We start from the raw sequence: 18,742 nt of genomic DNA on the forward strand, positions 1-18,742 counted from the left end.
ATGTCGGCGATGTGACCGGTCGGGCGCCGAGCGCCTGCCGGCCGAATTGCACACCGCTCTCCACAAGGGCCCTGCACCGCAGGGCAGACCGGCGGGAGGGTGCGGCGATTTGCTTTGACAGCGGCGTCCTGATCGAGGACAAGCCACCCATGCCGAAAAAACCCGGGACCAATCCCAAAGGCGAATTTGCCTTCTTCAACGTGTTCTATGAAGACGGCTCGCAGCGCTCCAACCGCCGTGTGCCGTCGGAACTGCTGGGCGGGCTCGACGGCGACGAGCCGGTGCGCGCCTTCCTGCGCGAGCAGGACCGCGAGATCGCCGAAAAGGGCGGCCGCCCGCCGCTCGAGATCAAGACCATCGAGCGGGTCGGCGCGAAGAAGAAGTAACGAGCGGCGACCTCGCGTACTCCGTTATCTCCTCATTCGTCATTCCGGGGCGGCGCGCAGCGCCGAGCCCGGAATCCATTCTACCGCAAAATGCGTGGCCCGATGGATTCCGGGTTCGCGCTTCGCGCGCCCCGGAATGACGATGGGATAGCGATTACTCGACAGACAAAAACGGCGGGCACCAGCCCGCCGTTTTCATTGAATGAATGCCCGTAGGCCTAGTTATCGAGGAACGAGCGCAGCTTGCGCGACCGTGACGGGTGCTTGAGCTTGCGCAGCGCCTTGGCTTCGATCTGGCGGATGCGCTCTCTCGTCACCGAGAACTGCTGGCCGACTTCTTCCAGCGTGTGGTCGGTGTTCATGCCGATGCCGAAGCGCATGCGCAGCACGCGTTCCTCGCGCGGCGTGAGCGAAGCCAGCACGCGCGTGGTGGTCTCGCGCAGGTTGGACTGGATCGCAGCATCGATCGGCAGGATCGCGTTCTTGTCCTCGATGAAATCGCCGAGATGCGAATCTTCCTCGTCACCGACCGGGGTCTCCAGCGACAGCGGCTCCTTGGCGATCTTGAGGACCTTGCGGACCTTCTCGAGCGGCATGCCGAGCTTCTCGGCGAGCTCTTCCGGGGTCGGCTCGCGGCCGATCTCGTTGAGCATCTGGCGCGAGGTACGGACGATCTTGTTGATCGTCTCGATCATGTGCACGGGGATACGGATGGTGCGGGCCTGGTCGGCGATCGAGCGGGTGATCGCCTGCCGGATCCACCAGGTGGCGTAGGTCGAGAACTTGTAGCCGCGGCGATATTCGAACTTATCGACCGCCTTCATCAGGCCGATATTGCCTTCCTGGATCAGGTCGAGGAATTGCAGGCCGCGGTTGGTGTACTTCTTGGCGATCGAGATCACGAGACGGAGGTTGGCTTCCACCATCTCCTTCTTGGCCTGACGGGCCTCGCGCTCGCCCTTCTGCACGCCGTGCACGATCTTGCGGAATTCGCCGATCTCGAGCCCGGTGAGCGCCGCCAGCGACTGGATCTCGTGGCGCAGGTCCTTGATGCGGTCCTTCTCGTGATGGACGAAGTTCTTCCAGCCCTTGGCGGAGAGCTTCGAGACGCGGTTGAGCCAGCGCGGGTCGAGCTCCGAGCCCTGGTAGTTGCGCAGGAAGTCCTCGCGCGCGACGCCGTGGCTGTCGCCGAGGCGCAGCAGGCGGCCCTCGAACGAGACCAGCTTCTTGTTGATGTCGTAGAGCTGCTCGACCAGCGAATCGATGCGGGCCTGGTTGAGGCGCAGCGACTTCACCTCGACGATGATCTCGTCCTTCAGCTTCTTGTACTTGCGCTCCTGCGACGGCGACAGCGACTCGCTCTGCAACTGGTTGGCGATGTCCTGTTCTTGAAGACGGCGCAGCTTCTTGTACTCGGACGCGATCTTGTCGAAGGTCTCGACCACCTTCGGCTTCAGCTCGGCCTCGATGGCGGCGAGCGACATCTGGTTCTCGAACTCGTCGTCGTCCATGTCGCCTTCGGCGGCGGCCTCGGCGGGATCCTTCTCCTCGGTGCCGGCTTCGCCACCGGCGGGCGCGGCACGGAACGGGGTCGGCGACGGCGGCGCAGCAGGCGGCGCGACATGGGCCGGCGCGGCCGCGTCGGCGCCATTGCCATTGGCTTCAGCCGCAGCGCCTTCGGGATTGTTGCCGATCAGGTTCGGATTGATGCCGCCCTTGGATTCCGGGCCCGCGTAGGTCGCTTCGAGATCGATGATGTCGCGGAGGAAGATCTTGCCTTCGTTGAGTTCGTCGCGCCAGATGATGATGGCCTGGAAGGTCAGCGGGCTTTCGCAGAGGCCCGCGATCATCGCCTCGCGGCCGGCCTCGATGCGCTTGGCGATCGCGATTTCGCCCTCGCGCGACAGCAGCTCGACGGTGCCCATCTCGCGCAGATACATGCGCACGGGATCGTCGGTACGTTCGCCGGGCTCCGACTTCTTGACCTCGGTGACGGCCTTCTGCGTGACCTCGACGAGTTCGTTGTCGGTCTCGTCCTCGCCGTCGTCCTTCTCGTCCTCGCCTTCAGAGTCGTCGGCCTCGGTGACGTTGATGCCCATGTCCGAGAGCATCGACATGATGTCTTCGATCTGTTCGGGCGACGTCGTGTCGGAAGGCAAGACTTCGTTGAGCTGATCGAAGGTCACGAAGCCGCGCTTCTTGGCCTGCTTGATCATCTTCTTCACCGCGGCATCCGACAGGTCGAGCAACGGCGACGGCGCGTCAGCGGAATCCTTCTCAGGAGCATCCGCCGCCTTGTCGTCTTTTTCCTTGTCCTTAACCTGCAGCGTCTTTGCCTTGGTGGCCATTCACTAAGCTCCCGAAACGCGGTCATGCAAAATGGTGCCACGCACGCACGTTTGCACGCTATCTAGCTAGAATTACTCTCGACGCACAAAGGGCGGCGCAAGATTTCGCCACCCCTGTCATCCGTCTCGATGGTTTCCATCTGCAATAGCCGTGAGGCTATTAAGTTTCGCTTAACCCTGTTTTTGCAGCCAAACCATGGATTTGGCGAGTCTTTTTGCGGGTGCGACGAGCGCCGTCCGCAGCATTTTTGTTATCAGACATTACGTTGGAACCGGCCCGACAATTCGCCGAACCCTTCGATCAGGGCTTCGGTCCCATCGGCTTCTGCCATCCGGGCCTGGATATCCTGCAACCATGCCAGATTGGCTTCGCTGGAGTCTTCAGCCAAAGCCGCCTCTGCATCTTTTCTTTCCCTAAATAAGGCGTGGGTTTTCTGATGCAAGGCAACCAGTTGACGCCAGGTCGATAAAACATCCTCACGCGCGGCGCCAACCTGCGCGCCCCACACCGCCTGGGTCGTGATCGCCCGCTCAACCCTTTGAAGAATAGGCGTTAATTCCCGCATCTCCAGATCAGACCGCATCTTCTCGGCCTGCTCCTCGGCATCGGGGGAATGGTGATGATCATGGGCAAAGGCTGCGATAATGGCGGCCCTGAGCTTGTTGGCCTCGGGATGCGCAAGCTCCAGTGCCGCCACCTCCTCGAGATGCTCGTGCAGCAGCCAGGGGTGATTGATCAGACATTGCAGGATCAGCGCCTCGCGGCGCGAGATCGCGCTGCGCTGGCCGCGCATGATCGGGCTGTTGGCGAGCTGTGGGCTCGCCGCCTGATAGGGACCCCGTAGAATCCCGGGGGTGGCGCCGCCCTTGCTGCCGAACCGGCCGGCCTGGCCACCTTGGGCCGGTCCGCGGGGAGCAAACTGGCGAGGTGATTCGCCGCCGCGCCCGCCGCCGAAACTGCCCCTCGCGTAGCCGCCGCGGCCATAACCGCCGCGCCCGCCCTCGGGAGCGAAGTTGCGTTGCAGCCGCTCCTGCAAGTCCTGCCGATAATAGCGCCGCACCACCTCGTCGCGGATGCCGTTGGTGAGCTCGCCGATCTTGGCCTCCAGCGCGGCGCGGCGCTCCGGCGTGTCGAAATTGCCGCCTTCGATCTCGCGCGTCCAGACCATGTCGGCAAGCGGACGCGCCGCCGAGATCACGTCCTCGATCGCACCGCGGCCGCCGGAGCGGGCGAGGTCGTCGGGGTCCTGGCCTTCCGGCAGCAGCGCGATGCGCAGGCTCTTGCCCGGCTTGAGTTGCGGCAACGCCAGGTCCGCTGCACGGTACGCCGCCTTCTGCCCGGCGCGGTCGCCGTCGAAGCACAGGATCGGCTCGTCGACCATCTTCCAGAGCAGCGCGAGCTGGTTCTCGGTCAGCGCGGTGCCGAGCGGTGCGACCGCGCCGGGAAAGCCCGAGGTGACCATCGCGATGACGTCGACATAGCCTTCGACCACGATCAGCTGCGCGCCGTCATGCGCCGCCTGCCGCGCGGTGAACAGATTGTAGAGATTGTCGCCCTTGTGAAACAGCGTGGTTTCCGGCGAGTTCAGGTATTTTGCCGGAACGTCCTTCTCCAGCGCACGGCCGCCGAAGGCGATGACGCGGCCGCGGCCATCGGTGATCGGGAACATGACGCGGTCGCGGAAGCGATCGAACGGCACCGGCTTGTCCTCGCCGGACACCAGAAGCCCGGCCTCCACCATGTCCTCGGTGGAGATGCCCTGGCCGCCGAGATGCTCCTTCAGCGCAAAGCGATCCGGCGGCGCGTAGCCCATCCGGAACTGGAGCTGGGTTGCCGGCGAGATGGCACGGTCGGCGAGATAGCCGCGTGCCTTGGCGCCGTGGCGCGAGGCCAGCGTGTCGGCGAAGAACTTGGTCGCCAGTTCCATCACGTCGTGCAGGGTGCGCCGGCGCTGCTCGTTGCGTGCCGCATCGGGCGTCGCGGCGGGCAGCGGGACGCCCGCCATCGCGGCAAGACGCTCCACCGCCTCGGGAAACGTCACGCCCTCGGTCTTCATCAGGAAGTCGAAGATGTTGCCGTTCAGCCCGGACGAGAAGTCGAACCAGGCCTGCTTCTGATCATTGACGAAGAACGAGGGCGTCTTCTCCTGCTGGAATGGCGACAGCCCCTTCCACTCTCGCCCCGCCTTCTTGAGCTTGACGCGCCGACCCACGACTTCCGAAACCGGAAGCCGGGCGCGCAGCTCTTCGAGGAATTCGGGCGTGAAACGCATCTGGCTCCAGTCCGGAATCAACCGGCGGTCGGTAACTCAACTACGTGGTGATATAGTGAGGAAGCATTCGGAGGAGCAAGCTCGTCCGCCTTCTCCCGGCTATCCACACCCTCCTCGATCCGGGCGGATGCGAAGCATCGAGCCTGGAATCCCATGCATCCACATTGCCGATCTATGGATTCCGGGCTCAGCCCTGGCGGGCTGCCCCGGAATGACGCTGGGGATGACTTCAACCGCCGCGCTTGCCCCCTCCCCGCTTCCGGGATTGGATAGCGCCATGTTCACGACATTCAGAGGCGGGCAAAGCGGGGGCTGGCAGGTCACGTCCATCACGCGGGTGACGGGCGAGACGCTGCCGAAGGTCGCGGCGGTCTCGGTGGTTGCGAGTGAGACCATCGCGCTGCCGCTGTTGCCGTCGCAGACCTCCTGGCGGCTCGCCGGTGTCGCCAGCCATCTGCGCTACACCGAGAAGGATGAGCGCGAGAAGCTCGCCGCCGTGCAGGCCGGGCTCGGCCGCAGCGAGGCGACCCATGCGGCGCTGATCCCGATCCGGAAATCCGCGGCGTGGTGGGAGCTGACCCAGGAGGAGCGCCGCAAGATCTTCGAGGACAAGTCGCACCACATTTCAGGCACCTTGAAATTCCTCCCCGCGATCGCCCGCCAGCTGTTTCACGCCCGCGATCTCGGCATGCCGTTCGACTTCCTGACCTGGTTCGAATTCGCCCCCGAGCACGACAGTCTGTTCGACGAACTGGTCGGCATGCTGCGCGCCACCGAGGAATGGAGCTTTGTCGAGCGCGAGGTCGACGTTCGCATGATCAGAGAAAGCTGACGCGGGACGTCGTCACGCCCAGCGTCGCCGTCCGAGCCTGTCGAGCACTTCGGCAACCGCGGGAGTTGGTCCGATGAGAGCGTTCCTGCGCATCACGATCATGGTGGTGATCTCGATCGTGGTGCTCACGATCTGCTTCGGCGGCCTCAGTGGCTGGCATTCCTTCGAGGTGATCGGCGGCCTGCTCGCCGTATTCTGGGGCATTCCGCTCTTCATCCTCTTCGCGATATGCCATCTCATCTACAAGGCAATGCGGCGTCCGAGCGCGGACAGCTAGAGCATGATCCGGAAAAGTGGAAACCGGTTTTCCGAGAAGATCATGCTCAAACGAAGATCATGCTCAAACAAAGAGATGAGATCATGATGCGATTCCGTGGAAACGCATCATGATCTAATGCTCGAGGAATTTTCCTGACGCGATCCGCGGCAGCTCGGCGACCGGCCAGTTGTAGAGATAGGTCCACGCCTCGCTCACCGGGCCGTCGGCGCGCGTGACGGCAAGCATCTCGCGGACGTATTCGGTCGGCGGCGGAAAGCCCTCGCCGCAGGCCTCGTACATGTCGAACTCGCGCAGCATGGCCTCGCGCTCGCGCAGGCGGAACAGTTCGCCGTGCACGATGTCGGCGGCATCGTCCGAGGCGACCAGGCCCGGATAATGCTTCACCAGATAGAGCCGGCCGCGGCACTGCGCGGGCCCGAGGAACTCGGCATTGCCCGCGAGCAGCTTCGCCATCGGATGGTCGAAGCCGCGCATCAGCGTGCCGTAGACGAAGAGGAGATCGGAGATCATGGTTGCTCGGTCATTCCAGGGCGCGTCGCAGACGCGAGCCCGGAAGCCATCGCGCCAGACGAATGCTTTGAAACATGGATTCCGGGTTCGCCCTGCGGGCGCCCCGGAATGACGGAATGGCCGCGAAGAATCAAGCCGTCACCACCTCATCGGTCACGACGACGAACTTGGTCAGCGTCATGCGGCCGAAGCTCGTGGTGAGCGCGACGTCGGCGGCGTCGCGACCGGTGGCCATCAGGATGCGGCCGATCCGCGGCACGTTGTGGCGGGCATCGAAGGTGTACCATTGGCCGGACAGATAGACCTCGAACCAGCCGGAGAAATCCATCGGCGCGGGATCAGGCGGCACGCCGATGTCACCGAGATAGCCGGTGCAGTAGCGCGCCGGGATGCCCATGCAGCGGCAGAAGGTCAGCGCCAGATGCGCGAAGTCGCGGCAGACGCCGGTGCGGCTTTCATAGACGTCGTGCGCCGACTTCATGTGATGGGCGTGCTGATAGCCGAAGGTGACATGATGGTGCACGAACTCGGTGATCGCCTGCACCCTTGCCCAGCCGGGCTGTGTGTTGCCGAACAGCGACCAGGCGATATCGGTCAGCTTGTCGGTCTCGCAGTAGCGGCTCGGCATCAGATAGAGCAGCATGTCGTCGGGCAATTGCTCGATCGCAACCTGCTGCGCCGCCGGATTGACCAGGTCAGGCTGCCCGGAATCGCGCACCAGTGCATCGCCGCGGAAGGTGAGGCCACCGCCGGGGGCGACCAGCCGCCCGCAGACATTGCCGAAGCCGTCGCGATAGAGGCCGATCGGAACGGCAGGCTCGGTCGAGATGCTTTCGGTGCCGACGATGTCGGCATAGCGCGATGGATGAATCGACAGCATGATCACCATCGGTGTCGGCTGCGTCGCCGCATAGGTGATCTCGAAGCCGACCTTGATCTGCATCGTCAGGCTGTCTCCCGTTCCGCTTCCTCGCCGACCGACACCACCTTGATGTCGACGTCCATGCCGAGATAGGCGTCCGCCGCGCCGAGATAGACGCCGTGCAGCGGGATCGCCTGGCGCGGATCGCGCGCCACCGCGACGCGGATCAGATCGCGGGTGCCGACGATGCCGTTGGTCGGATCGAACTCGATCCAGCCCGCGCTCGGCAGATAGACCTGCACCCAGGCGTGGGTCGAGCCGCCGCCGACATAGCCATGCGCGCTGCCGGGAGGCATCGCGAGATAGCCGGAGACGAAGCGCGCGGCGATGCCGAGCCGGCGCAGCGCCTCGATCATGAACAGCGCATAGTCGCGGCAGGTGCCGGACCGCGTCCGCAGCGTGTCGAGCGGATGCTGGGTGCCCTGCTCGTAGCGCTTGCGATAGCTGAACGCCTCGCGGATGCCATGGGTCATGTCGCTGAGGATCTTGAACGTCAGTGTCGGCGGCTCGCCGTCGAGGAAGCGCCGTGCCCAGGCCGACAGCTCACCGTTCGGGTCGCCATATTGCGGCGTGATGAACTGCTGTAGATCGGGGAATTCCTCATCGTCGTAGAGAAACGGATAGAAATAGGCCGGGTCGTCGGGCGTCAGCGCGAACCTGTCGGCCGGATTGTGCTCGACGGTCGCCGTCGAGACGAACGACAGCGTATCGGCGCGTTCGTCGAAGGTCGCGATCGCGACGCTGTTGCCGAACACGTCATGGATCCAGCGCAGCGACATCGGCATCGGGTCGATGACCAGCGCGCTGTCGAGCACGCATAGGTCATGGCCGTCGCGCGGGCGCAGCATGAGGCGGTGTTCGCCGAACGCCACCGGACGGGCGTAGCGATAAACGGTCTTGTGATTGATGGTCAGCAGCGGCATCGTCAAATAATCATGGTGATTTGGGCCGCCAAATCTATAGAGAATGCTGCCCGATTCCAAACCAGCATGCCGCTCGAATAGGCAAAGTTGAGGAAAAAGCCCGTGAATCACGCCGGTGGTCCCTCCGTTCTGCTCGCGAACACCGACGTTTCACCGGTTCTTGAACACAATCCCGGCGGCCGGTCGCCGTTCCTATTCACCTGCGATCATTTTGGCAGGCTGATTCCCTCCCCGCTCGGCGACCTCGGCCTGCCCGAAAGCGAGCTCGTGCGCCACATCGCCTGGGACATCGGCATCGCCGGCGTCGCCAAACAGCTCTCCGACCGGCTCGACGTGCACCTGATCGCGCAGCGCTACTCGCGCCTCGTGATCGACTGCAACCGCCCACCGCATGTCGCAAGCTCGATCCCGCTGATCAGCGAAGCCACCACGGTGCCGGGCAATGAGGGCCTGTCGCGCGACGCCGCCGAGTTGCGCCGCGCCCAGATCTTCGATCCCTATCACGCCCGCATCGACGAGATCATCGACGCGCGCGCGCGTCAGGGCATGCCGACCGTGCTGGTGTCGCTGCACAGCTTCACGCCGATCTACGCCGGCATCGCTCGTCCCTGGCACATCGGCACGCTCTACCATCGCGACACGATGTTGCCGCCGCTGCTGCTGAAGCATCTGCGCGCGGAGGGCGATCTCGTGGTCGGCGACAACGAGCCCTATGCGGTCAGCGACGAGACCGACTACACGATCCCGGTGCACGGCGAGAAGCGCGGCCTGATGAATTCCGGCATCGAGATCCGGCAGGACCTGATCTCCGACCAGGCCGGCGAGACGGCATGGGCCGAACGGCTGGCGCGCATCCTCGGCGAGATCGAGACGACGCTGCGCGCCGAAGCTCTGATCTAGGACGTCGTCCGTTCAGTTCGGCCGGCGTCGCCAGATGTACAGCAAATAAAGCAGCACGGGCAGGCCGAGCGCCACCCAGGAGACGGCATCCCACCAGCCGTCGCCGACCAGCGCGCTGATCAAGCCCACCGTGCTCACGATTGCGATCACGAGCGGGACGGCGAAGATCTGGTTCAATGAGCGATGTGCGACCATGCTGACGTCACGAGGTGAGTGCGGGATTTTCGATCGACGCGGCGTTGGCGATGGCGCGCTCCTGGCTCACCCCCGCTTTGCGGCGGCGCAGCCACAGATACACGCCGGTGACCAGGATGAAGATGGTCAGGATGTCGAGCAGCGCCCAGATGATCTTGAGCGGCATGCCGCCATAGTCGCCGAAATGCAGCGGCTGCGAGACGAACAACGTCGTCACATACCACGGCATATCCCTCGTGTCGGTCAGCTTGCCGGTCTCGGCATCGATCAGCGCCGGCTTGAGCAGCCGCGAGGTCAGCGGCGTATCGCCACGCAGGAACACAGCGTAGTGGCTCTTGCTGCTGAACAGGGTTCCCGGGAAGGCGACGAAGCTCGGCGTCATTCCCGGTACGGCGTGCGTCGCCACCTCGACGGCGGAGTTCAGCGAGGTCAGCTTGGCGGGCACCGGCCGATCCTTGTACTGCGCGGTCATTTCCGCGAGTTGGCCGAACTGCCACATCTTGACCACGAGATCGGCCCAGGTGTTGATCACGCCGGTGAAACCCACGACCAGCGTCCAGGCGACGAGCAGGATGCCCGCGAGATTGTGCACGTCGAGCCAGCGCACGACCCGGGTCCGCTGCGCGCGGTAGGCGCCAAACCGCAGCTTCCGCATCGACGGCGCATAGACGACGATCCCGGAGATGATCGCGACGCAGAACAGGATCCCCATCAATCCGAGGAACAGCTTGCCGGGCAGACCCGCGAACATGTCGGTGTGCAGCTTCAGCATGATGTAGGTGAAGCGGCCGGTGACGTCGGGCGCGTCGAGGTAGGCTCCGGTATGGCTATCCATGCGGATCAGGCGATTGTTGCTCGGATCGGCGTCGATCGTCGGACCGACGCTGACGAACATGGCGTTGGGATCGTCGCGATCCCAGATCAGGAAGTGCGGTACCTGACCCGGCGTCTGCGCCAACGCGTTGGCGAGCAGATGGTCCAGATTGGCCGGCGGCGTGCCGGGAGGCACGTCGGCGGCCTTGACCTGGCTGTGCAGGAGGTCGTCGATCTCGTCGTGGAAGATCAACGGCAGGCCCGTGACGCACAGGAGCAGCATGAACAAGGTGCAGATCAGGCTGGTCCATTTGTGGACCGCGCCCCATCGCCGCAGTGATTTGGTCGTCGCAGTCAATTTCGTTGCCTAGTTCCAAGTGTACTTCATCGTGCCCAGCACCGTCCGGCCGTTGCCGAGACCGCAATAGGGCAGGCCGGTCAAGCAGGACGCCACATAGAAATGGTCGGTCAAATTGGTCACGTTGACCTGGGCCTTCCAACCCTTCCAGTCTGGCCTGAGATAGGCGAAGTCGTAGCTGACGGCCGCGTCGAGCAACGCATAGGAGGGTATGACGAAGGTGTTGAAGTTGTCGCCGTAGGTCTCACCGACATAGCGCACGCCGAGGCCGAGTCCAAGGCCCGCAAGCGCGCCGTCGTACCAGGTATACTTGCCCCAGATCGAACCCTGATCCCTCGCCGTGTTCATCATGTACTTGCCGGCATAGCCGGCGATGCTCGTGGTCACGCGCGGATCGAGATGGGTGTAACCCGCCGTGATTTCGAGCTCCCGGGTCAGATTGCCCTTCAACTCGAGCTCGAAGCCGCGTACGCGCACGGCATCGGTCTGTACGTTGAAGATCGGATTTGCCGGATCCGCGGTCAGCACGTCCTGCTGACGGATGTCGAACACCGCCGCCGTCACCATGAAGTTCGAGCCGTTCGGCTTGAACTTGACGCCGACCTCGCCCCCCTCGCCCGTCGTCGGCCTGAAAGAGCGGCCGGCGCTATCGGCGCCGAGATTCGGGGTGAATGATGTCGAATAACTGATGTAGGGCGACAGGCCGACATCGAACAGGTAGTTCAGGCCGACGCGACCGGTTTGTGCCGAGTCATCGCGCGAATAGTGGCCGGGCGGCGGATAGAACGCCAGACTGTTGAAGCCGGAACTCACCCAGTCCTGGCGACCGCTCATCGTCAACGTCCAGCGATCGAGCTTGACCTGGTCCTGTATGTAGGCCCCCACCTGCGATTGCTTGTCGTCGCGCAGGATGAACGAAGGTAGCGCGTTGAAGGACGGCACGGCGGCGCCATAGACCGGATTATAGGCGTCGATCGGCGCGATCGGCGTGGTGCGATAGTCCGTGCGAGCCCACAGATCGAAGTAGTCGACGCCGGCCAGCACCTTGTGGACCAGCGGCCCGGTGGCAAAGTCCGCCTGCAACTGATTGTCGAGCGCAACGTTGGCGGCATTGGCCTTGACGTAATTGTAGGTGCGCGCGACCAGTCGGTCCGTCACCATGCCTTCGGTCCGCACCGACGCCAGGTCATTGCTGACCTCTGTGTAGCGGAGATTCTGCCGGAACTGGAAAATGTTGTCGAAGCGGTGCTCGAACGCGTAGCCGACCGCGAACTGCTCGAGATGGTAGCCATCCAATCCGGGCTCGCCGAGGTACCGGCCATAGGGAATATGGCCGTTGGGGTTGGGCAGGAACGACACCTGTCCGGGCACATATTGCTGATAACCCTTGTTGTCGACCTTCTGATACTGCGAGAGGATCGTGAAGCTGGTGTCGGAGGTCGGGCGCCAGGTCAAGCTCGGCGCAATGAACAGCTTGTTGTCCTGGACGTAGTTGGTCTGACTGTTGCTGTCACGGCCAAGGCCGACGATGCGGTAGAGGACCTGGCCGTTCTTGTCGACCGGACCACCGATATCGAAGGCGCCCTGGAAGCGATCGAACGAACCGAAGCTGCCCTCGACTTCATAGTGCGGGGTATCGGTCGGCCGCTTGCTGACCATGTTGAGCAGGCCGCCGGGATCCGACTGCCCGTAAAGACCGGACGATGGGCCCTTCAAGACCTCGACCCGCTCGAGCCCGTAGGTCTCGATCCGTGGCACCGCGAATGTCGTCGCATCCGTGGGGAGCCGCAAGCCGTCCAGATAGCGCGGCGCAGTGAAGCCGCGCAGCTTGAACTCGTCGAAAAAGGCGTTGGCGCCAAAGCTCTCGATCGTAACGCCGGGTGTGTAGCGCAGCGCTTCGGTGATGTTCTGCGCGCCCTGCGCCTCGATCTGGTCCTTGGTGACGATCGAGATCGACTGCGGCGTAGTAAGGACCGGGCTGTCGGTCTTGGTTGCGGTGACGCTCTGGCTTGCGAGATAGCCGGTGACCGGCCCATTGCCGCGCTCTCCGATGGAGCCGGCACCGCGTGGCGGAGCGCTCTGCGCCTGCGCGGGTGCCCGGTTCGCGGTGGCGCGCGAACCGGTCCGCGCAGCCCGTGCCGATCGGCGCGCCGGCTGCGTACGCCGCGCCTGCTGCTGTTGCTTCGGCGCCTCCACCGTCACCGGAGGCAAGGCCGACTGCGCCACGCCTTCACGCGGCATCACGACACTCAACACAAACAAACCGCTGCAGGCCATATATCCGGCCGCCGCCGTCACTCCGCGACGAAACATCTGACCCCCGTCAACTTACATCGCCCTCATCTTTCGCCGTCACTAGCATGACCAACGAAGAGCGCTGCCGATCGGCGGTTAGAACACGTCCAGTATTGGTCCAATCGTTGCGGGTGTTGCGAGCAGGCAACGCGCGCGCCCTATCGGCTTGCGACAACACGCCTCAGCTTTCGAACGGTTCTAAGGATTGCTCCAGTGTATTTTCTGCGCCGTGGCATTTGGCGCATCTGCGCGAAGCAACGACATGGCGCGCTTCAGTGCGGCTTGCCGAGTACCGATGCGAAGGACAGGATCACGATCTCCTCGCCGGCCTCGTCGCTGACATGCACGGCCCAGTCGCGCCAGTCTTCCATGCTGGCCGATGCGACCAGCGCTCGCATCATGCCGGTCGCCGCCTCGCAGGCCTCCGCAAGGCTGGTCACCGCGGTGCCGCGGCGGTCCATCAACACGCCGCGTGTGTTCGAGCAATGGAAGTAGACCTGAGCCATCTGCGTATCCTCGCAAGCCGCGGGCGAGCAGGCTCGCCTGCATGACGAAGCTTTACGCAACTGGGGCGCAAGCATCCGTGATGCATTTCACACAGGCCTCGGCGGACCCGGCCGGCCGCTTCACCAAATCGCGATTTGACAGTTCGTCTATTCTTGTCAAAATCGTCAAATGGGACCGAAAGACCGTATTCTCGATGCCACCATGCTGGTGTTCCGCCGGCACGGCTTCCGCCGCTCCTCGATCGAGCAGGTCGCCGAAGCGGCCGGGCTGACGCGGCAGGCGCTCTATCATCATTTCGAATCCAAGGAAGCGCTGTTCCGCGCCGTGATCGAGCGCGTGCATGAGGCTGCGATCGCGGCCGAGGACGCGGCCGTTACCGAGGCTGAGACGGCCGGCGGCGATCTCGGCGATATCCTGGCCGCGGGCATGACCGCGCGGATGTCGACCATGATCGGATCGCTGGACGGCTCGCCGCATCTCGAGGAGCTGTATTCCGAGCACCTCGTGCACGCGCGCGACCTCTACCAGACCTATGCCGCGCGCTATGCGGAGCGCATGGTCGCGACCATCTCGCGGATCGTGCGCACGCAGCAGCTCGCGCTGCCGCAGCAGCTTTCGCCGGCCGAATTTGCCCGGCTGGTCGAAATGGCGATGTACGCCGCGAAGTCGCAATACCCGGCGATGCAGCCGGCCGAGGCGTTCCTGAAGGACATGGCGGTGATGGTGCGGACGCTCTGCGCGGGCGCCAAACCGAAATCGGAATCAAAATCCGCGCCGAAATCGCACAAGCCGCCCGTCACGAAGGCGGCGCTCCGGAAAAAGCCGACACGCAGGACGACTGGAGGACATCCATGACCACGACGACCATCAACGGCCGCGCGGCTTCCCTGCCCGACGATCCCGACGCGCTGCTGATCGAGGTGGTGCGCGACCAGCTCAAGCTCACCGGCACCAAGCTCGTGTGCGGTGGCGGCGTCTGCGGCGCCTGCACCGTGCTGGTCGATGGCGCGCCGGTCGCAAGCTGCCTGATGCCGGCGCATGCCGCCTCCGGAAAATCGGTGACGACGGTGGAGGGCATCGGCGCGGCCCAGCTGCATCCGGTGCAGAAGGCATTCATGGCGCATGACGCCCTGCAATGCGGCTTCTGCACGCCGGGCTTCATCGTGGAAGCCACCGCGTTCTGCGACCGCTGGCGCGCGACCAGGGGAACGGCGGTGCCGACGCGCGAGGAGATCGGCGCGGCGCTGTCGGGCCATCTCTGCCGCTGTGGCGCCTATGACGGGATTTTCCGCGCGGTCGCCGATGCATGCGCCGGCCGGTTCGACGGCGACAATATCGCAGCGCCCCGCATCGAGGCGCGCGACAAGGTGACGGGCGCGGCGAAATACACCGTCGACATCAATCACGACGGCCAGCTCGAAGGCCTGATCCTGCGCTCGCGCGAGGCCCATGCGCGGATCGCCACGCTCGATCTTGCGCCGGCGCGCGCGCTGGCCGGCGTCACCGCGGTGTCGTTGATCGGCGACGACCGGATCGTGCGCTATGTCGGCGAGCCGATCGCGGCGGTCGCGGCGAAAGACCGCAAGACGGCGCTTGCCGCGCTGGCCGCAATCAAGCTGACCAGCGAACGCCTGCCCGCGGTGATCGGGCTCGACGCCGGCCGCAGAGACGACGCGCCCGTGGTGTTCGACCGCGCGAGCCGGAAGCGGGCCGGCAACGTGTCGGAGGCCGCCGGCGGACCGGCACCATGGAAGCAGAACATCCGCGGACCGACCGCGGTGTTCTCGACCCGCGCCAAGAAGGCCCGCAACTGGGTCGATGAGGCGCGCCAGGCGAGCAACAAGCTGCTGGTCGAAGCCACCTTCCGCACCGCCACGCAGCAACATGCCTGTCTCGAGCCGCACGCCGCGGTGGCGCGCTTCGACGGCGACCGGCTGACCCTGCACGCCTCGACCCAGCAGGTGTTTCACCTCAAGGAGCAGATCGCCAAGCGCTACAAGCTCGAGCACGACAAGGTCCGCGTGATTGCCGATCACGTCGGCGGCGGCTTCGGATCGAAGGCAAGCCTCGGCGTGGAGACGATTGCCGCGATCGAGCTGGCGCGCGAGGCGAAAGCCCCGGTGCGCGTGGTCTACGACCGGCATGAAGAGCTCTCGGTCGCCGGCTATCGACCGGCCGCGGAATTGAAGGTCGCGCTGCTGCCCTCCGAGCGGGGCGCGCTGAAGGCGCTCTCCGTCACCGCCCATGCCGATACGGGCGCTGCCACCAACTCGACGATCGCGGGCCTCGCGCGGCTGATCTATCCGGCCGAGGCGAAGGACCTGTCGGATTTCGACGTCATCAGCAACCTGCCGCCCGGCGCCGCCTTCCGCGGCCCCGGCGGCCCGCCAATGGCCTTCGCGGTCGAGCAGGCAATCGACGAGGCCGCGCTGCGGCTCAAGGTCGACCCGATCGCGCTGCGCAAGCGCTGGGATCCCGATCCCAACCGGCAGCGGCTGTACGATTGGGCCTCCGGGCTCGAGGTGTGGCGCAGCCGCAAGCCACAGCAGAACGGGCGCTATCGCCGCGGCATCGGGATGGCGACCGGCTACTGGCTGTATCTCTGGCAGCCCAATGTGAAGGTCGAGGTCGCGGTCAAGGGCGGCCGCATCGTCGCCAGCACCGCGACGCAGGACATCGGCACCGGCACCCGCAGCGTGCTCGCCGACACCATCGCGCGCGAGTTCGATCTCGAACCTGCCGACATCGACGTGCGGATCGGTGATTCCGCGCTGCCCGAAGGGCCGGGCTCCGGCGGCAGCCGCGTCACCGCCTCGGTGCTGCCGCCGACGATCCTTGCCGTCCGGAAACTCAAAGCCGCGATGCTCGAACAGGCGACGCGAAAGCCCGCGCCCGGCTCCAACGCGCCGTGGCGCGAGCTGATCGCGCGCTCGCCCGACATCGCGGTGACCGAGACGCGTGGCGAGGACGGCAAGAACACCGCGCCCGGCATCCGCTCGCCGCTGCGCGAGGTCGGCCTGATCGGCATGGTGTTCGGCTGGATGATGCGCCGCTTCTCCAACATCGCGGTCGGCGCCGGCGTGCCGAGCTCGGTGCAGGTGATCGAGGTCGAGGTCGACACCTGGCTCGGCCATGTCCGCGTGCTCAACGTGCATACCGGCATCGCGGTCGGAAAGATCGCGGCGCCCGCGCTGGCACGCAGCCAGGCCTGCGGCGCCGTGATCCAGGGCCTCGGCTATGCGCTCTACGAGGCGCGCGAGCTCGATCCGACCAATGGCGACGTGCTGACCGCGGGAATGGAGGATTATCGCATCCCCGGCATCGCCGACACGCCGGAGATCGACGTCCATTTCGACGAAGCCGGCTTCGACCACGTGCTCGGCAACAGCGTCGGCATCGGCGAGGCGTCGACGGTGCCGACCTCGGCCGCGGTCGCCAACGCGATCCACGACGCGATCGGGATCCGCCTCACCGAAATTCCGATCCGGCCGGACCGCATCGTCGCCGCGCTGAAGGGGAGGACCGCCGCATGAGCGCCGCAACCGCATTCGCAATGTCCGCGCCCGAATTCCGTGCCGCCGGCACCGACCTGTCGGAGCGCCGCCGCAGCGGCCTGTCGTGCGGGTCGATCATCGACCTCACCGCCAGCCCCGATACCATCGGCATCACCTGGGATGGCAACGGCTCGGCACGCATCGGCGCGCTGACCGCGATCGCCGCGATCGCATCCGACCCGCGGCTCGCCCAGGCCTATCCCGGCATCAGTGCTGCCGCACAGGGCCTGGCTACACCGCAGATCCGGCACATGGCGACGCTCGGCGGCAACCTCGCCCAGCGCTCGCGCTGCTGGTACTACCGCAATCCGCAGATCGCCTGTCTCAAGAAGGGCGGCGCCGACTGTCCGGCACGATCGGGCAACCATCTCTATCACGTCGCGTTCGATCTCGGCCCCTGCGTGGCGCCGCATCCGTCGACGATGGCGATGGCGCTGCTGGCCTATGACGCGAAGCTCACCACGGACCAGCGCAGCGGCCTGTCGATCTCCGACCTGCTCGGCGACGGCAGCAACGGCACCGCCGACAATCTGCTCGCGCCGGGCGAACGGATCGAGCGGATCGAGCTCCCTGCACCGCTCGCCGGCGAGCGCGCGCTCTACCGGCGCGCCATCAGCCGCTCCTATGCGGAATGGCCGCTGGTCGAGATCTGCGTGCGCGCGGTGATCTCGGGCGGCACGTTCCAGCAAGTCGACATCGCCGCAGGCGGCATCGCTCCGGTGCCGCTGCGTCTCGCAGCGTCCGCGGCGGCGCTCGAAGGCAAGCCGGCCAATGCGGCCAGCGCGGCGCAAGCCGCCGAGCTTGCGACATCGGGAGCCAGGCCGCTGCCGATGACCGGATACAAGCTCGAACTATTGACGGGCCTGGTGCGCGACGTGGTGGAACGGATCGCGGTGTAGTGTGCAGGCGACTGTTTCCGCGCCGGGCTCACCGCGCCCGGGTCAGCGCCAGCCAGATGCCGCCGCCGATCATGAAGCCGCCCGAGATGCGCGACATCAGCCGCGTCCGCTCCCTGGAGAAGAATTTTCGGGCGCGGCCGGCGGCCAGCGCGTAGGCGGCGTCGGTCAGCACGGCGGTCACCATGAAGGTGATGCCGAGCAGCGCGACCTGCGGAATGTGCGGCTTGTCCATGTCCATGAACTGCGGAATGAAGGCGCCGAAGAACACCAGGACCTTCGGGTTCGATAGCAGCACCAGAAAACCCTGGAGGAAGAAGCCGCCGCGCGGCGGCGGCGGTGTCTCATCGGTGCCGACGCCCTCGACCGGCGAACGGATCAGTTTGAAGCCGAGCCAGACCAGGTAGGCGGCGCCGGCGAAGCGTACCCAGTCGAACCAGTAGCCCATGGTCGCCATCAGCGAGGTCAGGCCGACCGCGACGGTGCCGATCACGATCGCGAGCCCGACCTGCGCGCCCAGCACATTGGTCAGCGCCGCGCGCGTGCCGTAGCGCAGGCCATTGGCGATCACCATCGTGACGATCGGACCGGGCAGCAGCGCCAGCGCAATGCAGGCGGCGACGAAGGCGAAATAGGCTTGCAGGGACATCATCGAATTCCGGTTTGAGCGCTCGCCATGGCCGGGCTCGTCCCGGCTATCCACGTCTTATGGTGGCGCAACCGGATCATAGAGGCGTAGATGCCCGGGAC

Annotated in this window: 17 protein-coding genes; 7 read left to right on the forward strand and 10 right to left on the reverse strand. The window is 65.3% G+C overall.

The annotated features are described in order from the left end of the window. Positions 1 to 149: 149 nt before the first annotated feature. A complete protein-coding gene (locus tag CWS35_RS36650; protein ID WP_024581032.1) occupies positions 150 to 386 on the forward strand; it encodes a hypothetical protein in 237 nt (78 codons plus the stop codon). 218 nt (positions 387 to 604) lie between these two features. Here CWS35_RS36650 and rpoD read toward each other — a convergent pair whose 3' ends face one another. Next, positions 605 to 2,734 (reverse strand): RNA polymerase sigma factor RpoD, encoded by a 2,130-nt coding sequence (gene rpoD / locus CWS35_RS36655; RefSeq protein ID WP_024581033.1) that lies wholly within the window; start codon positions 2,732 to 2,734, stop codon positions 605 to 607. Positions 2,735 to 2,988: 254 nt separating this feature from the next. Then, the gene (gene dnaG / locus CWS35_RS36660) at positions 2,989 to 5,007 is read right to left on the reverse strand and encodes a DNA primase (RefSeq protein ID WP_100955870.1); all 2,019 of its coding nucleotides are present in this window, start codon (positions 5,005 to 5,007) and stop codon (positions 2,989 to 2,991) included. A gap of 277 nt (positions 5,008 to 5,284) precedes the next feature. Here dnaG and CWS35_RS36665 point away from each other — a divergent pair, with 277 nt between their 5' ends. Then, positions 5,285 to 5,839, forward strand: coding sequence for a chlorite dismutase family protein (locus CWS35_RS36665; protein ID WP_100955871.1), 555 nt, complete (start codon positions 5,285 to 5,287; stop codon positions 5,837 to 5,839). A gap of 73 nt (positions 5,840 to 5,912) precedes the next feature. Next, positions 5,913 to 6,116: a hypothetical protein gene (locus tag CWS35_RS36670; RefSeq protein ID WP_100955872.1), complete on the forward strand. Its 204-nt coding sequence runs from the start codon at positions 5,913 to 5,915 to the stop codon at positions 6,114 to 6,116. A 114-nt stretch (positions 6,117 to 6,230) separates the two neighbouring features. On the opposite strand, the gene CWS35_RS36675 is transcribed toward CWS35_RS36670, so the two are convergent. The 3 genes from CWS35_RS36675 to CWS35_RS36685 all read right to left on the reverse strand — a co-directional run bounded on the left by CWS35_RS36675 (position 6,231) and on the right by CWS35_RS36685 (position 8,474). Next, positions 6,231 to 6,629 carry a gamma-glutamylcyclotransferase gene (locus CWS35_RS36675; RefSeq protein ID WP_100955873.1) on the reverse strand — a complete coding sequence of 133 codons (399 nt, stop codon included), beginning with the start codon at positions 6,627 to 6,629 and terminating at the stop codon, positions 6,231 to 6,233. Between the two features lie 130 nt (positions 6,630 to 6,759). Then, a complete protein-coding gene (locus CWS35_RS36680) occupies positions 6,760 to 7,572 on the reverse strand; it encodes a transglutaminase family protein (protein WP_024581038.1) in 813 nt (270 codons plus the stop codon). A gap of 2 nt (positions 7,573 to 7,574) precedes the next feature. Continuing rightward, positions 7,575 to 8,474 (reverse strand): transglutaminase family protein, encoded by a 900-nt coding sequence (locus CWS35_RS36685; RefSeq protein WP_024581039.1) that lies wholly within the window; start codon positions 8,472 to 8,474, stop codon positions 7,575 to 7,577. 102 nt (positions 8,475 to 8,576) lie between these two features. Between CWS35_RS36685 and CWS35_RS36690 the strand changes: the two genes are divergently transcribed. Continuing rightward, positions 8,577 to 9,374 carry an N-formylglutamate amidohydrolase gene (locus CWS35_RS36690; protein ID WP_100955874.1) on the forward strand — a complete coding sequence of 266 codons (798 nt, stop codon included), beginning with the start codon at positions 8,577 to 8,579 and terminating at the stop codon, positions 9,372 to 9,374. Positions 9,375 to 9,386: 12 nt separating this feature from the next. On the opposite strand, the gene CWS35_RS36695 is transcribed toward CWS35_RS36690, so the two are convergent. From CWS35_RS36695 to CWS35_RS36710, 4 genes are all read right to left on the reverse strand, one after another. Then, positions 9,387 to 9,569 carry a hypothetical protein gene (locus tag CWS35_RS36695; RefSeq protein WP_024581041.1) on the reverse strand — a complete coding sequence of 61 codons (183 nt, stop codon included), beginning with the start codon at positions 9,567 to 9,569 and terminating at the stop codon, positions 9,387 to 9,389. A 7-nt stretch (positions 9,570 to 9,576) separates the two neighbouring features. Beyond that, on the reverse strand, positions 9,577 to 10,665 hold the full coding sequence (locus CWS35_RS36700) for a PepSY domain-containing protein (RefSeq protein WP_024581042.1): 1,089 nt from the start codon (positions 10,663 to 10,665) through the stop codon (positions 9,577 to 9,579). Between the two features lie 84 nt (positions 10,666 to 10,749). Next, positions 10,750 to 13,017, reverse strand: a complete 2,268-nt coding sequence (locus CWS35_RS36705; protein ID WP_100955875.1) for a TonB-dependent siderophore receptor — start codon at positions 13,015 to 13,017, stop codon at positions 10,750 to 10,752. A 290-nt stretch (positions 13,018 to 13,307) separates the two neighbouring features. Next, on the reverse strand, positions 13,308 to 13,541 hold the full coding sequence (locus tag CWS35_RS36710; RefSeq protein WP_100955876.1) for a hypothetical protein: 234 nt from the start codon (positions 13,539 to 13,541) through the stop codon (positions 13,308 to 13,310). Between the two features lie 169 nt (positions 13,542 to 13,710). Here CWS35_RS36710 and CWS35_RS36715 point away from each other — a divergent pair, with 169 nt between their 5' ends. From CWS35_RS36715 to CWS35_RS36725, 3 genes are read left to right on the forward strand one after another with little or no spacing between them, the layout of a single operon-like run. Further along, positions 13,711 to 14,397, forward strand: coding sequence for a TetR/AcrR family transcriptional regulator (locus tag CWS35_RS36715; protein ID WP_024581045.1), 687 nt, complete (start codon positions 13,711 to 13,713; stop codon positions 14,395 to 14,397). After that, positions 14,394 to 17,075 (forward strand): molybdopterin-dependent oxidoreductase, encoded by a 2,682-nt coding sequence (locus tag CWS35_RS36720; RefSeq protein WP_100955877.1) that lies wholly within the window; start codon positions 14,394 to 14,396, stop codon positions 17,073 to 17,075. The genes CWS35_RS36715 and CWS35_RS36720 overlap by 4 nt, the downstream gene beginning before the upstream one ends. Next, a complete protein-coding gene (locus CWS35_RS36725) occupies positions 17,072 to 17,995 on the forward strand; it encodes a xanthine dehydrogenase family protein subunit M (protein ID WP_100955878.1) in 924 nt (307 codons plus the stop codon). The genes CWS35_RS36720 and CWS35_RS36725 overlap by 4 nt, the downstream gene beginning before the upstream one ends. A 28-nt stretch (positions 17,996 to 18,023) precedes the next feature. On the opposite strand, the gene CWS35_RS36730 is transcribed toward CWS35_RS36725, so the two are convergent. Beyond that, entirely contained in the window at positions 18,024 to 18,641 is a 618-nt protein-coding gene (locus CWS35_RS36730; protein ID WP_024581048.1) for a LysE family translocator, read from the reverse strand. Positions 18,642 to 18,742: the final 101 nt, after the last annotated feature.

The organism is Bradyrhizobium sp. SK17 (assembly GCF_002831585.1).
Taxonomy (GTDB): Bacteria; Pseudomonadota; Alphaproteobacteria; order Rhizobiales; family Xanthobacteraceae; genus Bradyrhizobium.

Bases quoted from the DNA above. Each gene is read 5' to 3' on its own strand.
- CWS35_RS36650 (WP_024581032.1), top strand. From the start codon at position 150: ATGCCGAAAAAACCCGGGACCAATCCCAAAGGCGAATTTGCCTTCTTC.
- rpoD (WP_024581033.1), bottom strand. From the start codon at position 2,734: ATGGCCACCAAGGCAAAGACGCTGCAGGTTAAGGACAAGGAAAAAGAC.
- dnaG (WP_100955870.1), bottom strand. From the start codon at position 5,007: ATGCGTTTCACGCCCGAATTCCTCGAAGAGCTGCGCGCCCGGCTTCCG.
- CWS35_RS36665 (WP_100955871.1), top strand. From the start codon at position 5,285: ATGTTCACGACATTCAGAGGCGGGCAAAGCGGGGGCTGGCAGGTCACG.
- CWS35_RS36670 (WP_100955872.1), top strand. From the start codon at position 5,913: ATGAGAGCGTTCCTGCGCATCACGATCATGGTGGTGATCTCGATCGTG.
- CWS35_RS36675 (WP_100955873.1), bottom strand. From the start codon at position 6,629: ATGATCTCCGATCTCCTCTTCGTCTACGGCACGCTGATGCGCGGCTTC.
- CWS35_RS36680 (WP_024581038.1), bottom strand. From the start codon at position 7,572: ATGCAGATCAAGGTCGGCTTCGAGATCACCTATGCGGCGACGCAGCCG.
- CWS35_RS36685 (WP_024581039.1), bottom strand. From the start codon at position 8,474: ATGCCGCTGCTGACCATCAATCACAAGACCGTTTATCGCTACGCCCGT.
- CWS35_RS36695 (WP_024581041.1), bottom strand. From the start codon at position 9,569: ATGGTCGCACATCGCTCATTGAACCAGATCTTCGCCGTCCCGCTCGTG.
- CWS35_RS36700 (WP_024581042.1), bottom strand. From the start codon at position 10,665: ATGCTGCTCCTGTGCGTCACGGGCCTGCCGTTGATCTTCCACGACGAG.
- CWS35_RS36705 (WP_100955875.1), bottom strand. From the start codon at position 13,017: ATGGCCTGCAGCGGTTTGTTTGTGTTGAGTGTCGTGATGCCGCGTGAA.
- CWS35_RS36710 (WP_100955876.1), bottom strand. From the start codon at position 13,541: ATGGCTCAGGTCTACTTCCATTGCTCGAACACACGCGGCGTGTTGATG.
- CWS35_RS36715 (WP_024581045.1), top strand. From the start codon at position 13,711: ATGGGACCGAAAGACCGTATTCTCGATGCCACCATGCTGGTGTTCCGC.
- CWS35_RS36720 (WP_100955877.1), top strand. From the start codon at position 14,394: ATGACCACGACGACCATCAACGGCCGCGCGGCTTCCCTGCCCGACGAT.
- CWS35_RS36725 (WP_100955878.1), top strand. From the start codon at position 17,072: ATGAGCGCCGCAACCGCATTCGCAATGTCCGCGCCCGAATTCCGTGCC.
- CWS35_RS36730 (WP_024581048.1), bottom strand. From the start codon at position 18,641: ATGTCCCTGCAAGCCTATTTCGCCTTCGTCGCCGCCTGCATTGCGCTG.